The 14,296-nt window shown below is 61.9% G+C and carries 10 protein-coding genes and 2 pseudogenes; 6 read left to right on the plus strand and 6 right to left on the minus strand.

Going from position 1 to position 14,296, the window contains the following annotated elements; all coding sequences use genetic code 11:
* Window positions 1-38 precede the first annotated feature (38 nt).
* Window positions 39-1,379 (plus strand): M48 family metallopeptidase, encoded by a 1,341-nt coding sequence (locus ACFQJB_RS07710; protein ID WP_379725823.1) that lies wholly within the window; start codon window positions 39-41, stop codon window positions 1,377-1,379.
* The gene (locus ACFQJB_RS07715; RefSeq protein WP_379725826.1) at window positions 1,339-1,758 is read left to right on the plus strand and encodes a GIY-YIG nuclease family protein; all 420 of its coding nucleotides are present in this window, start codon (window positions 1,339-1,341) and stop codon (window positions 1,756-1,758) included. The genes ACFQJB_RS07710 and ACFQJB_RS07715 overlap by 41 nt, the downstream gene beginning before the upstream one ends.
* Here ACFQJB_RS07715 and gltB read toward each other — a convergent pair.
* Both gltB and proS read right to left on the minus strand, forming a co-directional pair.
* A pseudogene (gltB, locus tag ACFQJB_RS07720) lies at window positions 1,755-6,300 on the minus strand (glutamate synthase large subunit). The gene ACFQJB_RS07715 and the pseudogene gltB overlap by 4 nt on opposite strands.
* Before the next feature lie 234 nt (window positions 6,301-6,534).
* The gene (proS, locus tag ACFQJB_RS07725) at window positions 6,535-7,998 is read right to left on the minus strand and encodes a proline--tRNA ligase (protein ID WP_379725829.1); all 1,464 of its coding nucleotides are present in this window, start codon (window positions 7,996-7,998) and stop codon (window positions 6,535-6,537) included.
* 112 nt (window positions 7,999-8,110) lie between these two features.
* Between proS and ACFQJB_RS07730 the strand changes: the two genes are divergently transcribed.
* Both ACFQJB_RS07730 and ACFQJB_RS07735 read left to right on the plus strand, forming a co-directional pair.
* On the plus strand, window positions 8,111-8,857 hold the full coding sequence (locus ACFQJB_RS07730) for an SHOCT domain-containing protein (protein WP_379725832.1): 747 nt from the start codon (window positions 8,111-8,113) through the stop codon (window positions 8,855-8,857).
* Between the two features lie 78 nt (window positions 8,858-8,935).
* On the plus strand, window positions 8,936-9,130 hold the full coding sequence (locus ACFQJB_RS07735) for a cold-shock protein (protein ID WP_021038510.1): 195 nt from the start codon (window positions 8,936-8,938) through the stop codon (window positions 9,128-9,130).
* A gap of 262 nt (window positions 9,131-9,392) precedes the next feature.
* Here ACFQJB_RS07735 and ACFQJB_RS07740 read toward each other — a convergent pair whose 3' ends face one another.
* Window positions 9,393-9,899, minus strand: a complete 507-nt coding sequence (locus tag ACFQJB_RS07740; RefSeq protein WP_379725835.1) for a macro domain-containing protein — start codon at window positions 9,897-9,899, stop codon at window positions 9,393-9,395.
* Window positions 9,900-9,949: 50 nt separating this feature from the next.
* A complete protein-coding gene (locus ACFQJB_RS07745) occupies window positions 9,950-10,153 on the minus strand; it encodes a type II toxin-antitoxin system HicB family antitoxin (RefSeq protein WP_379725838.1) in 204 nt (67 codons plus the stop codon).
* A 108-nt stretch (window positions 10,154-10,261) separates the two neighbouring features.
* Here ACFQJB_RS07745 and ACFQJB_RS07750 point away from each other — a divergent pair, with 108 nt between their 5' ends.
* Window positions 10,262-11,254: a VOC family protein gene (locus ACFQJB_RS07750; protein WP_379725841.1), complete on the plus strand. Its 993-nt coding sequence runs from the start codon at window positions 10,262-10,264 to the stop codon at window positions 11,252-11,254.
* A 3-nt stretch (window positions 11,255-11,257) separates the two neighbouring features.
* Here the strand turns inward: ACFQJB_RS07750 and ACFQJB_RS07755 are convergent.
* A pseudogene (locus ACFQJB_RS07755) lies at window positions 11,258-11,740 on the minus strand (hypothetical protein); the annotation flags it as partial.
* 278 nt (window positions 11,741-12,018) lie between these two features.
* On the opposite strand from ACFQJB_RS07755, the gene ACFQJB_RS07760 reads away from it, so the two are divergent.
* On the plus strand, window positions 12,019-13,944 hold the full coding sequence (locus ACFQJB_RS07760) for a beta-CASP ribonuclease aCPSF1 (protein WP_379725844.1): 1,926 nt from the start codon (window positions 12,019-12,021) through the stop codon (window positions 13,942-13,944).
* Between the two features lie 4 nt (window positions 13,945-13,948).
* Here ACFQJB_RS07760 and ACFQJB_RS07765 read toward each other — a convergent pair whose 3' ends face one another.
* A complete protein-coding gene (locus ACFQJB_RS07765) occupies window positions 13,949-14,119 on the minus strand; it encodes an HVO_0758 family zinc finger protein (protein ID WP_165853257.1) in 171 nt (56 codons plus the stop codon).
* Between the last annotated feature and the right edge of the window lie 177 nt (window positions 14,120-14,296).

The raw sequence follows: 14,296 nt of genomic DNA on the forward strand, positions 1-14,296 counted from the left end.
CGTCACCGTTTAGCCGATCGATCGCGTTGACACCGATAATGCAACTGTCAGCGATTGCCCTTGGCGTGTTCGTGCTGTTGGTCACAACGCGGGCGGTCTTCTCGTTCCTCTCGATCCGAAACGTCCAGTATGCCGACCAGTTGGTAGGCCAGCACCGCGACTGGCTGGAATCGACCCTCGGCATCGACGACAGCGACGAACTCCGGAGCTACCACCGACTCACCACAGCGATCGGCGAACTGGAGTCTTGGATCGGCCTCGCCGCGGTGGTGGTCGTCATCTATGGTGGCGGCCTCTCGTGGGCTGTCGACCTGTTGGCGGCGACCGGCCTCTCGGTCGTCCTGCAGGGCGTCGCCTTCTTTGTCGGCCTGGCTGTCGCCGCCCAGCTGGCGTCGCTCCCATTTAGTCTCGTTTCGACGTTTGGGGTCGAAGAAATCTTTGGGTTCAACAACCAAACGCCGACGCTCTTCGTCCGCGATACCCTGGTGCAACTCGGCTTGTCTGTCGGGTTCGTGACGATCCTCAGCGGCGCGGTGCTGGCCGCTATCGATCGATTTCCAACGCTGTGGCCCGCGGCGGCGTGGGGCTTGTTCGTTGTCGTCTCGTTGGTGATGCAGATCCTCTATCCGCGGGTGATCGCGCCGCTGTTCAACGATTTCGAGCCGGTCGCGGACGGCGAGTTGCGCGAGTCCGTCGAAGCTGTCTTCGAACGTGCCGGCTTCGAGACCAGTGATATCTACACCATGGACGCCAGCCGGCGATCAACCCAACTCAACGCCTACTTCATCGGCTTTGGCCGAACAAAGCGGGTCGTGCTGTTCGATACCCTTGTCGAAAAGATGGAACGGGCCGAACTACAGAGCGTCCTCGCCCACGAGTTGGCCCACTGGAAGGAAGCCCACATCTGGAAGCAGTTCGCCGCCGGGGCGATCCAGATGGCCGTGGTTGTCGCCGCCCTCGGCTGGCTGGTCGATTTCAAGCCGCTGTATGCTGCCTTCGGGATTCCCGCGTCGGCAACGTACGCCGGCCTGTTGCTGGCCGCTCTCATTGTCAGCCCGCTGCTGCAGGTTACCGCGCCGCTATCAAACGCGCTGTCACTGAAACACGAACGCGAGGCCGACGCCTACGCCGCCGAGGTGATGGGCCCCCAGCCGATGATCGACGCGCTGGGGCGGCTGCCGGCGAGAATCTCGCCAACCCCTTCCCGCATCCGTGGTATGCGACGTTCCACTACAGCCATCCGCCGATCCCGGAGCGGATTCGACTGCTGCAACAGCGAGCCACCGATGGCGATGCAACAGGCGCGGCACCACAGCCGCCGGCGACCGGGGATGACTGATGGCCGAGCCCGGGAGCTACGTGCTGATCATCGCGGTTGAAGAACCGACCACGATCGAGGTCGGCGCGCTCGGCGACCGCGAATTTACAGCCGGAGGGTATGCCTACGTCGGCAGCGCGTTTGGCCCCGGTGGACTCTCACGTGTCGACCGCCACCGCCGAGTTGCCAGCGGCGACCACGACACCCGCCACTGGCATATCGATTATCTGCTCGGTGCGACAGCAACCCGGCTTGCGGGCGTCGAAACGTATCCAAATGAGGACATCGAGTGCGCGCTGGCGACCGCATTCGCTGACGCCGGGTGTGAACCGGAGGCTGCCTTCGGCGCGTCAGACTGCGACTGCAACAGTCATTTGTGGGAGCTTGACGATCTCTCACTCCCGAAAGCTGTCAAAACAGTATCCGAGGAAACAGCTTAGTCGTCGCTGGAGACAGCCCCGGTGTCAGGCCCGGCCTCGGCTGCGGCGGCCGGCGTCTCCGGCATCTCCTCGCGCACGTCGTCGGCACCCTTGTTCTCGATGGAGTTGCGGTAGGCATCCGGGAAGACCCGGGCGAAATTGCTGAGTTCAGCGGCCCAGTCATCGAGTAGCTCAGCGGCACGCGCGCTGTTGGTGTACTCGACGTGGTTTTCGACCAGCCGGGTCAACATGCGCTCGTCTTTCTGTGTCAGCTCCTCGGAGAACGTGACCATCTCTGTGTTAAGCTTTGATTCGAACTCGCCGTCGGGGTCGTAGACGTAGGCGACGCCGCCGGACATCCCAGCCGCGAAGTTCCGGCCCGTCTCACCCAAGACGGCAACAACGCCGCCGGTCATATACTCACAGCCGTGGTCGCCGACACCCTCGACGACGGCTTTCACACCGGAGTTGCGCACGCCAAACCGCTCGCCGGCGACGCCGTTGATGTAGGCCTCACCCTGAGTCGCGCCGTAGAGTGCGACGTTGCCGATAAGGATGTTCTCGTCTGCCTCGTAGGCTGCTGTTGGTGGGGTCTGGACGACGAGTTTGCCGCCCGAGAGCCCCTTGCCGAGGTAGTCGTTGGCCGCACCGGTGAGCTGCATCGTCACGCCATCGGCGAGGAACGCCCCGAAGCTCTGGCCGGCGATCCCATCGAAGTCGATGGTGATCGTATCGTCGGCCAGCCCCGCACCGCCGTACTCCGTCGAAATCTCATGGGAGAGTGTCGCGCCGACCGCGCGGTCGACGTTGGAGATCTCCTTGTCGAGGGTGACTGGCTGGCCGGATTCAAGCGCGGGTTCGGCCTCGTCAATCAGCTCCCAGTCAAGTTGCTCGGCGATGTCGGTGTGTTGCTGTTCGCGGGTCTTGTGTCGCTGATCGCCCGCCGTCGGCGCGATCACCGTCGAGAGATCGAGATGTTTGGCCTTCTCGTGGTCGGTTTCGCGCTGGCTGAGCAGTTCCGGTCGGCCGATCATCTCATCGAGGGAGGTAAAGCCGAGCTCGGCCATGATCTCCCGAAGCTCCTGGGCCATGAACGTCATGTAGTTGATGACGTGCTGTGGCTCGCCGGGGAACCGCTCGCGGAGGTTTTCATCCTGCGTTGCCACGCCCACCGGGCAGGTGTTAGCGTGGCACTGCCGAGCCATCACACAGCCCGCGGTGACGAGCGAGGCGGTGCCGAAAGTGTACTCTTCCGCGCCGAGCAGGGCGGCGATCGCCACGTCGCGGCCGGTTTTCATCCCGCCGTCGGCGGTGATCTTGATCCGATCGCGCAGCCCCGTGGCACACAGCATCTGATTGGCCTCGGCGACGCCGAGCTCCCACGGCAGGCCGGCGTTTTTGATCGACGTCTTGGGGGAGGCACCGGTACCACCCGAGTCGCCGGAGACGTGCACCACGTCAGCGTTGGCCTTTGCGACGCCCGCCGCGATGGTGCCAATTCCCGCCTCGGAGACGAGTTTGACGTTGATGTCGGCGTCCGGGTTGGCTGCCTTGAGATCGTGGATCAACTGTTTGAGATCCTCGATGGAGTAGATGTCGTGCAGCGGCGGCGGCGAGATGAGGCCGACACCTGGTGTTGCGTACCGAACGTGGGCGATCATCTCGTTGACCTTCTTCCCAGGCAGGTGGCCACCTTCGCCGGGTTTCGAGCCCTGTGCCATCTTGATCTGGATCTCCTCGGCGGAGGTCAGATAGTGAGACGTGACGCCAAACCGGCCGGAGGCGACCTGCTTGACGTTACACTCCTTTTCGGTGTCGAACCGTTCCGGCGGTTCGCCGCCCTCACCAGTATTCGATTTGCCGCCGAGGCGATTCATGGCGATGGAGTTGGTTTCGTGAGCTTCCGGCGAGAGGCTGCCCAGGCTCATCGCGGCCGTCGAGAAGTTCTCGACGATCTCGTGGATCGGCTGTACCTCCTCGATGTCGACTGGCTCGCGGTCGGCGTCGAATTCGAGCAGCCCCGGAGCGTCTGGAGGTTCTCGTTTTGATCGTTGATCAGTTCGGCGAACTCCAGATAGCGGTCGTAGTCGCCGCTGCGGACGGCCTGCTGGAGCGTGCCGACCGTCTCGGGGTTCCACTGGTGGTAGATCCCCGAGGAGCGGTGTTCGTACTCGCCTTGGGTTTCGAGTTCGGGGTCGCTCCCGAAGCCGACGGCGTGTCGCGTCCGCACGTCGTCTTCGATCACGTCGAGACCGATGCCTTCCGTCCGAATCTCGGTGCCCTCGAAGTATTCGGCGATGAGATCGGAGCTGAGGCCGACGGCCTCGAAGATCTGGGCACCTTGGTAGGATTCGACCGTCGAGATCCCCATCTTCGCCATGATCTTCAGCAGCCCGTGTTCGAGGGCGTGGATGTAGCCCTCGATGGCCTCCTCCTCGTCGGCACCGTCGGGGCCGGCACACAGATCCGAAATGGTCTGGTAGGCGAGATACGGGTTGACCGCCCCTGCCCCGTAGCCGACCAGCGTGGCAAGGTGGTGCACCTCGCGTGGGTCGCCGGATTCGACGACGAGCCCGACATCGGTGCGGAGCCCGTGGCGGACGAGATCGTGGTGGACGCCACCCGTTGCCAGCAGGCTCGGGATCGGAATCCGCTCCTCGTTGGTGCCGCGATCCGACAACACGATAATGTCCGCGCCGTCGTCGATGGCCGCGCGGGCGTCATCTCGCAGGCGTTCGATGGCGGCTTCGAGATCAGTCTCCGGATCGTAGGTCATATCCAGCGTCGTGGTCTCGAAGCCGTCCTCGTCGCGGTCGAGATCCTTGATACTCGCTGTCTGCTCGTCGGAGAGCACCGGCGATTCAAGGACAAGCTGGTGGGCGTGTTCCGGCGATTCAGTCATCAGGTTTCGCTGTTTGCCGAGCCGGGACTGGAGACTCGTCACCAGCTCCTCACGGATGTAGTCGATCGGCGGATTCGACACCTGCGCGAACAGCTGTTTGAAATACGTGAACAGCGGGCGGTTGAACTCCCCAAGCACTGACAGCGGCGTGTCATCGCCCATCGAGCCGACCGGATCCATCCCCTGGTTGGCCATCGGCTCTAGGAGGTGCGTCAGTTGATCTTCCGTATAGCCGAAGGCCGCTTGGTGAGCCCGCAGGGAGTCGACATCGCCGTGGGGTTCGAGGCTGTCGCCGGCGATGTGGTCAAGCTCCTGTTGGTGCTCGTCAACCCACTCACCGTACTTGTCGTCGGTGAGTTCGTCGAAGACCTCGGCGTCGGGCGTGACTTCGCCCTTCTCGGGGTCGGCAACGAAGATCTGCCCCGGTTGGAGCCGGCCGCGTTCGCGGATCTCGTTGGGATCGGTCTCGATCGCGCCGACCTCACTGGCGGCGATCAGGGTGTTGTCCTCGGTGATATCGTACCGGCAGGGCCGCAGCCCGTTGCGGTCGAGGACGGCGGCGATCTTGTCGCCGTCGGTGGCTGCGACGAGCGCGGGGCCATCCCACGGCTCGACGAGGCAGCGTGGTAATCATAGAAGTCCTGTCGATCAGGATCCATCGAGTCGTCGTTCTCGTGGGCCTCCGGGATCAGCATGCGGAGGATGTGCGGCAGGTCGCGGTCGGAGTGCATCAACAGCTCGATGGCGTTGTCGACGCTGGCGGTATCGGACTGGCCGGCCTCGGTGACGGGCTTGAGCGTCTCCATGTCGTCGCCGAAATCCTCGTGGGCCAGCTGGTTTTCGCGGGCGCGCATCCAGTTGATGTTGCCGCGGATCGTGTTGATCTCACCGTTGTGGATGATCCGCCGGTAGGGGTGGGCGAGATGCCACGCGCCGAGTGTGTTGGTCGAAAACCGCGCGTGGACGAGCGTCAGCGTCGTCTGCAGTCGCTCATCTTCGAGATCCGGGTAGTAGCCGGCGAGCTGTTCGCCCTTCAGCAACCCCTTGTAGACCAGCGTTTTACGGTGCAGCGAGCAGACGTAGAACCGGCCCGCGCCGGCGACATCCTCGGCGGCCGCTTCAAGCTCGCGGCGGACAAGGAACAGCGCGCGATCGAAGGCATCGTCAGCCATCGACTCCGACGGCGTGACGAAGACCTGCCACACATCGGGCTCGGAGTCGAGTGCGGTCTGGCCGAGATCGCTGTTGTCCGTCGGGACATCCCGCCAGTGGAAGACATCAAGGTCGTAGTCGGCGAGCGTGGATTCAAAAAGCTCGACGAGTTGGTCTTGAACCGCGTCGTCCTGTGGCATGAACACCGAGCCGACAGCGTAGGTCTCAGGGAGGTTGCCGACAACCGCCTCGAAGAACGTATCGGGGCGTTGGATCATGATGCCGGCCCCATCGCCGGTGCCCTCTTCGGCGCCGGTCGTGCCGCGGTGTTCGAGGTTGCAGAGTAGTTCGATGCCGTCGGCGACGACATCGTGTGAGGCGCCGCCGTCGAGATCGACGACCGCGCCAACGCCGCAGTTGGATTTGGTATCGGTCGGGTCGGCGAGCCCGACAGGGTCACCATGCGCATCGTCCGCTTGCGCATGCGACTCGCTGTGATACTTGGCCATACACGAACCGAGCAATCGCCCAAATAAATGCCTGCTGATGCGAAAATAAGGGTTCCTAAGTCCCATATTAGGAGGTATTAAGAATTGATAGTTAGCAGGTTGAAACGATCACACGTAATTAGTCCTAACAATCATGTGGGATTCACTCTGTGAGAGTCACCACAGACGGATGGAAAGCTCATCGATCGTCAATTCCAAAACAGCGCAAAAACGAGAACAATCGCTCCCGAACAGTCAGTAGTTCTTGGCGAAGTAGGCGGTTTGAGTGGCGTCGTCGCCACAGATCGCACACGTCTCGTCGTCGCCGACGGTCTCTTCGTCATCGAAGGGACACATCACGATCTCGGCGGCCAGTGGTTCCTTGATCGGGTCTTCACACTCTTCGTCGCCACACCACGGGGCTTTGACGTAGCCACCGTGTTGGCCAAGCGTCCCCAGGATCTCCTCTCGTGAGTCAGCGTCGCGGACGCTGTCATCGAGATTTTCTTCGGCAGCCGCGTAGAGTTTGGCGTAGACCTCGTCAAACTGTTCTTGGATCGTTTCGCCGATATCATCGCGGTCAGCCGTGATCGACTCGCCGTCGGGGCGGTGGATGATCGTCACCTCGTCGTCCTCGACCTCGTGGGGGCCGATCTCAATCCGGACGGGGACGCCTTTCAGCTCCCACTCGTTGAACTTGAATCCGGGATTCCGCTCGTCGCGGTCGTCAAGTTCGACGCGGACGCCGCTGTCGGCGAGATCGTCGGCGACTCCATCGGCGTAGTCGAGTACGTCATCTTTCGTATCCTCCTGCCAGATCGGGACGACGACGACCTGCTCGGGGGCGATTGTCGGCGGGAGCACAAGCCCCTGATCGTCGGAATGAGTCATGATGAGCGCGCCGAGTGCGCGCCACGAGAGCCCCCACGAGGTCGTATGGGCGGGTTGGGTTTCCTCGTCCTCATCGGAGAAGGTGATGTCGAACGCCTCAGCGAAGGAGGTGCCGAGGTGGTGGCTCGTACCGGCCTGCACTGATTTGCCATCCGGCATCAGGGCTTCGACAGTCGTGGTTTTGTGCGCACCCGGGAACTTGTCGTGACCCGGTTTTTGTCCCTTGAGCACGGGAATCGCAAGCAGATCCTCGTAGAGCTCGGCGTACTGATCGAGGCGCGTCATCGTTTCGTCCCACGCCTCGTCGTGAGTCTCGTGGGCCGTGTGGCCCTCCTGCCAGAGGAACTCCTTCGTGCGGAAGAACGGTTTCGTCTCCGTTGCTTCCCACCGGACGACCGAACACCACTGATTGACCCGTAGCGGAAGGTCGCGGTGGCTGCGAACCCATTGGGCCATGTAGGGCGCGATGATCGACTCGCTGGTCGGGCGGACAGCCAGTCGCTCTTCGAGCTCGTCGTGGCCGCCGTGGGTGACCCACGCGACTTCGGGGTCAAAGCCCTCCACGATGTCCTTTTCGCGTTCGAGATAGCTCTCGGGGATGAACATCGGGAAGTAGGCGTTCTGGACGCCCGTAGCCTTGAATTTGCTATCGAGCTCCTGCTGGATCGCCTCCCAGAGGGCGTAGCCACGCGGGCGCGTAACGATGAACCCGCTCATCCCGTCGGGGCCGTAGTTAGCGAGGCCGGCCTTTTTGACGACCTCGGCGTACCATTCGCCCGTGTTGTGCTGTTTGCTCTCAGTAATTCCGAGATCTTGCTCGCTACTCATTGCCGGCACTCCGCAACCGGGACAAATAAACGCAGTGTGTTTCGGATCACCCGCGAGCGCCTGCCAGCATCGCAGCGACAACCTTGTTGCATCAGGGGACGTAGTCAGCGATATGAGTTCCACAGATCGCCGCACTGATTCGGACGGCGATACGCCCACGCCAGCACGCGAGGCCTGGCTGGCGACGACCACGCCGGTGATCGGTGGCCTCCTTGTTTTGGCGGTGCTGGTGTTTTTCACCATGCTCACAGCACTGTCCGGGCTCAGTGGCGGCATGATGGGTGGTGGCATGATGGGCGGCGGCATGGGCGGTGGGATGGTTGCCAGCCCATGGCTCTGGCTGCCGCTGTTTGTCCCCCCGATAGTCGGGTTCGCCGTGCTCCTCTATACGATCCAGCGACGCAGCCAGTCGGCGTCGACCCCGACTGACTCGGAGGCGACAGCCGACCCCTTGGAGATACTCGAAGACCGCTATCTCGACGGTGACATCGACCTTGCAGAGTACGAACGGCGACTCGACCAGCTCTTCGATATCGACGCCGACGGCGACAGCCACCCGCGGGTTAGTCGGCTGGCGATCCAGTACGCCCGCGGCGAGATCGACCGCGAGACGCTCACCGGCCAGCTCGAACGGCTGCGATCAGCGGACGATTCGGTTGGCGCGGTCGACACCGAAACCGTCGTCGAAAGCGCGGCTGCACTCGACCGACAGGACACCCACGACGCGGCCGCATCGGATACCGAGCAGTCGAGCTCAACAGCGCGACTGCGCCGACGATACGCCGACGGCGAGGTGAGCCACCAGGAGTACAAACAGCGGCTCACGACGCTTCGAGAGACCGCAAGCGAGGAAACATAAGCAAAAACCGCTGCCGACGGTCGTGGTACCACGACTCTCGGAAGGGTTATCCCTCGGTGGCCTGTACGTTTGATTGCAATGGCACACGGCAAAGTTGATTTCTTCAACGACACTGGCGGCTACGGATTTATCGACACGGACGATGCTGACGACGACGTTTTCTTCCACATGGAGGATGTCGGCGGCGAGGATCTCACTGAAGGCGAAGAGATCGACTTCGATATCGAACAGTCCCCGAAAGGCCCGCGCGCGACGAACGTCGTTCGCAACTAACTACAGTCCTCGCCTCACGGCGATACTGCAATTTTCGTTCTTTTCAACCGCTGAGTCGAATCACTCGGCAACCACACTCATACGACATACTTAGCAACCGATTTCCTGGCGGACTGAAAGGGCGAAACGCTCTCGACGAACCCCGGCGACGTAAGCACCGCAGCGAACGCAGTGAGCGAGGAGCGCAACGAGCCGCGGGAGTCGAGAGCGTTGAGGGCTTTCTACGGATTATCGAAGTCGTAAACGATATCGACCGATTCGACTAGTCCCGAATCTCAGCAGCAACCGACTGCAACATCTCGTACTCCGAATCCGAATAGGCGATCACACGCACGTCGGTCAGAGACGACGACTCATAGTCAGCGATCACCGAACAGATCAGTTCCGCGCCGCGCTCAAAGTCGAAGCCAGCAACGCCAGTACCAAGAATCGGAAACACAACCGACTCACACCCCAATTCGTCAGCCTTCTCCAAGGAGTTCCGCGTCGCATCCCGAATACTCTCCGTCGTCGCCTGCCCGTCGCCGTAGTGCGGCATCGCCGCCGCGTGAATCACGTACTCGGCATCAAGGTCGTAGGCGTCGGTAACGGCGACCTCGCCGAGATCGACCGGCCCGTTCGACATTGCTTCGGCGTTGATGTCGCCGCCCGCACCGCGACGGAGTGCGCCGGCGACGCCGCTGCCCATCTTGAGGCTCGTTCCCGCCGCGTTCACCAGCGCGTCGGCTGACTGGGTGGCGATATCGCCGCGGATAACGGTGAAGTTCATAGCCGGCAGTAGGAATTCACGGCTGTAGATTCTTGTGCCAAAACATCGAATCAGGCCTGAAACCACGGTGCATCCGGTTCTGGCGCGGCTGTCTCGGTGTTCCGAGCCTCCACAGTCAGTTTTGTTGCCTTGTCAAGATTTTCGAGAGCAGTCTGTCGAGTTGGCCCTTGGCTCGCTACACCTGCTTTCTCGTCGATAGCAGACCACCATCCGTCATCTGCCTCAATGAGTCGGATTTCGTGGTCAGTTCCCATACTACCGTTACGGAAGAATCGTGAATAAGCGTTCGGCCGGCACAACTGCCTAACCGGTAACCCCCGTGTCAGCGCGAAGTCAAGTACCTCCAGCACGTACTGAGTGCAATGACAGACGCACCACCAACACCGGGTATTCACCACGTCACCTGCATCGCTGGCGACCCCCAACAGAACATGGATTTCTGGGTCGAAACGCTCGGCCTCCGCCTCGTCAAGCGGTCAATCAACCAAGATGACCCCAGCACCTATCATTTCTTTTTCGCCGACAGCGAGGGCACCCCCGGCACCAGTATGACGTTCTTCCCGTGGGAGAACCTCCGCCAGGGCAAGGTTGGCTCCGGACAGGTCTCCCGCACCGCGTTCCGGGTTCCTGAGGGCAGCCTTGAGTTCTGGGAAGAGCGGTTCGACGACTACGGTGTCGACTACGAGGATCGCATCGAGCGGTTCGGCGAGACCGTCCTGCCGTTTTACGATCCAGACGGTCTCCCGGTCGAACTCGTCGCCGTCGAGATCCCAGCGGACGACCCCACAGTCCCGTGGACCGAATTTGTTCCCGAGACGGCCGCGATCCGCGGCTTCCACTCGGTGACGCTGTGGTTGGCTGACCCGCATCAAACTGAGGAAGTGCTGCGAACGATGGGCCTCGAAGAAACCGGCACTGAGGACTCACCGGGCGATACGCCGGGCGATGAGCGCACGCGCTTCGAGGCAGCCGGTACCGTCGGCCAGTACGTCGACGTGTTACCAACGATTGAGGGCGCACGGCAGGGCCACGGCACCGTCCACCACGTCGCCTTCCAGACGCCAAGCGACGCGGATCAAACGGCGATGCGGAAAGCAGTCTCCACCCACGGCGTTCGCCCGACCCAACAGATCGACCGCCACTGGTTCCGATCGGTGTACTTCCGTGAGCCAAATGGGGTGCTCTTCGAACTCGCCACCAGCGGGCCGGGGTACACCAGCGACGAACCCCTCGACGAGTTAGGCGAGGAGCTGATTCTGCCTGGGAACTTCGCCAACCAACGCGAGCAGATCGAAGCTGACCTCAGCGACGTGACGATCCCGCGCGCCGAAGCGGTTGATGCCGATGCTGACTGACCAGGAATCAACACTGAACGGACTCTCGGCTGCTCGCCAGTCCCACCCCGGCAGTCGCGTCTGAAACCCGGCGGCCAACGCGGCATCAAGGTCGTCGGCGCCGGCCACCTCGTCGGCGTCGCCGTTGGTGTGGACATCCACGACGTGGAAGGTTGCCTGCGCGAGCACCGACAGCGGTTGCCCGCCGGCGATCGTCGCCGCAAGCTGGCGACCCAGCACCTCATCGACAACGAAGCCCGGATAGTCACCGTCGACATCGAGTTCCCGGAGCAGCGCGACGTAGCCAGCGAGATTAACCGCGACCTCGCCGTCGGCGAACACACGATCGACCTCCTGTTGGTAGGTGGGTTCGCGCACGGTGTCGACCTCGGTCTCGAAAAGCTCTCCGAGGCGACCCCGAGTCTCGTTGAGAATCGGCACGACGACATCGGCGCGCCGGCGAACCCAGTCATGTTCGGCGGCCACCCGATCCGGCGTAATGTGCATACACGGGCGGAGGCAACGAATCGGCTTGGATGTGTGGGTGATTTCGGCCGAAACGAGCGGGCGTCCAACAGGCCGTTGCGAAGGGGTTTTATAACGAGAGTTTCGTAGGTTGGGTTAAGCGGGTTTTCGCTGCCTGTTCCCGCATGCGGAGTTGTCAGACCGTATTCAGTATGTTCCAGTTCGACCGGCAGTACCCCACGGCGTCCCGACTACCCAGGGGTGCAGTCCGGCGAGCGAACACCCGGCGAGGCGGCGATCAGCGCAGGTTTCTTTGACGTATGAGCTCAGTAGATAAGCAACTCGACGACCTGAAAGCGGAGATCGACGAAGAAGTTCCACCCGACATTACCGTCTCGGATGTGAAATACGAGGGCCCGGAGCTGGTGATCTACACGCCACACCCCAAGGAGTTCGCGGAGGACGGCGATCTCGTCCGCAACCTCGCCAGCAAGCTCCGAAAGCGGATCACCGTCCGTCCCGACCCGGAAGCACTCTCGGATCCGGCCAGTGCCGACGCGAAAATTCGGTCAGTCATCCCCGATGACGCTGGCGTCACCGATCTCGATTTCCACGAGGACACCGGCGAAGTCGTCATCGAAGCACAAAAACCCGGCATGGTGATCGGCCGCCACGGCTCAACGCTCCGGGAGATCACCCGAGAAGTCGGGTGGACACCCGAAGTCGTCCGCACGCCGCCGATCGAATCCTCGACCGTCTCGAACGTCCGGAACTTCCTCAAGCAGGAACGCGATGAGCGGCGCGACGTGCTCGAACGCGTCGGCCGACAAATCCACCGCGAGGAGATCGGCCGCGACCAGTGGGTGAGGATCTCAACGCTGGGGTGCTGTCGAGAGGTCGGCCGAGCGGCATTTCTCCTCCAAACCGCGGAGACGCGGGTCTTGATCGACTGTGGCGACAAACCGGGCGCGGAGGGCGAAGTCCCATACCTCCAAGTACCGGAAGCCCTCGGCTCCGGGCCGAACTCGATTGATGCCGTCGTGCTCACCCACGCCCACCTCGATCACTCCGCGCTCATTCCGCTGCTGTTCAAATACGGCTACGACGGCCCGATCTACTGTACAGAGCCGACACGGGATCTGATGGGGCTGCTCCAACTCGATTATCTCGATGTCGCCTCGAAAGAGGGTCGCACGCCGCCGTATGAGTCCGAACAGGTCAGAGAGGCGATCAAACACGCGATTCCGCTCGAATACGGTGACGTGACCGACATCGCCCCCGACATCAAGGTCACCTTCCACAACGCAGGCCACATTCTCGGCTCGGCGGTCACCCACTTCCATATCGGCGATGGGCTCTACAACGTCGCCTTCTCCGGCGATATCCACTACACCGACACGCGGTTGTTCAACGGCGCGGTCAACGACTTCCCACGGGTCGAAACGCTCGTGCTGGAATCGACCTACGGCGGTCGCAACGACTACCAGACCGATCAAGCGGATTCCGAGGAGAAGCTCTTGGAGGTCATCAACGAGACCTACGACGACGGCGGGAAGGTGTTGATTCCGGCCTTCGCCGTCGGTCGCTCCCAAGAGATCATGCTTGTCTTAGAAGAGGCGATGCGCACCGGCAAGATCCCGGAGATGCCGATCCACCTCGATGGGATGATCTGGGAGGCAACAGCGATCCACACAACCTATCCGGAATATCTGCGAGATGACCTGCAGGATCGAATCTTCCATGAGGACAAAAACCCGTTCCTCGCCGATCAATTCAACCACATCGACGCCGGCGAGGACGAACGCCAAGAGGTCGCCGACGACGAGCAGTCGATCATCCTCTCAACATCGGGGATGATCACCGGTGCACCGATCATGTCGTGGCTCCGGCATCTCGGCACCGATCCGAGCTCTCGACTCGTCTTCGTTGGCTATCAGGCACAGGGAACGCTTGGCAATCGCATCCAGAACGGCTGGGATGAGATTCCAGTCAACAACGACTACAACGGCGGCCGCGGCGACACCCTCACCCTGAACATGGGCGTCGAAACCGTTGATGGGTTCTCCGGACACGCCGACCGCAAGGGGTTGATGGATTTCGTCCGCACGATGAACCCACGGCCAGAAAAGATCCTTTGTGTGCACGGCGATGAACGCTCCGTTCAAGACCTCTCATCGGCCCTCTACCACGAGTTCGACATCCGGACGTTCGCCCCGAAAAACCTCGAAACGTTCCGGTTCCGCTAACCGATCAGGGTAGTTCCTTCCACTGTTTCCCGCAGTTTGGACAGGTTCGAATATCGAACACTTCGTCGGGATCGTTCTCTCGTTGGAGCGTCTCTTCGCACTCGCTGCAGGCGATCCGCTCGTAGTTGTCCTTATAGAGATCGTCGTTGCGGAGCCCCTTTCGTGTTGATTTCATACCTCCCATTTTGTGCTGTAGCCTAAAAGCATCCCGTGTGACGAGCGTGCGACAGTCTCCACATACCCGAGAGGCGCCGCTGTCGACAATACGTAGGTCGCTGAAAACGAGTGGCCGCCCGGATGTGGAAGGCGGGTGGAGTGTGGTGGTCGTCAGTACGTTGGGCACCGTGGTTGC

This window comes from Halonotius sp. GCM10025705, assembly GCF_042662885.1.
GTDB classification, from domain to species: domain Archaea; phylum Halobacteriota; class Halobacteria; order Halobacteriales; family Haloferacaceae; genus Halonotius; species Halonotius aquaticus.

Coding starts and splice junctions, on each gene's coding strand:
- ACFQJB_RS07710 (WP_379725823.1), top strand. CDS start 39: ATGCAACTGTCAGCGATTGCCCTTGGCGTGTTCGTGCTGTTGGTCACA.
- ACFQJB_RS07715 (WP_379725826.1), top strand. CDS start 1,339: ATGGCCGAGCCCGGGAGCTACGTGCTGATCATCGCGGTTGAAGAACCG.
- proS (WP_379725829.1), bottom strand. CDS start 7,998: ATGAGTAGCGAGCAAGATCTCGGAATTACTGAGAGCAAACAGCACAAC.
- ACFQJB_RS07730 (WP_379725832.1), top strand. CDS start 8,111: ATGAGTTCCACAGATCGCCGCACTGATTCGGACGGCGATACGCCCACG.
- ACFQJB_RS07735 (WP_021038510.1), top strand. CDS start 8,936: ATGGCACACGGCAAAGTTGATTTCTTCAACGACACTGGCGGCTACGGA.
- ACFQJB_RS07740 (WP_379725835.1), bottom strand. CDS start 9,899: ATGAACTTCACCGTTATCCGCGGCGATATCGCCACCCAGTCAGCCGAC.
- ACFQJB_RS07745 (WP_379725838.1), bottom strand. CDS start 10,153: ATGGGAACTGACCACGAAATCCGACTCATTGAGGCAGATGACGGATGG.
- ACFQJB_RS07750 (WP_379725841.1), top strand. CDS start 10,262: ATGACAGACGCACCACCAACACCGGGTATTCACCACGTCACCTGCATC.
- ACFQJB_RS07760 (WP_379725844.1), top strand. CDS start 12,019: ATGAGCTCAGTAGATAAGCAACTCGACGACCTGAAAGCGGAGATCGAC.
- ACFQJB_RS07765 (WP_165853257.1), bottom strand. CDS start 14,119: ATGAAATCAACACGAAAGGGGCTCCGCAACGACGATCTCTATAAGGAC.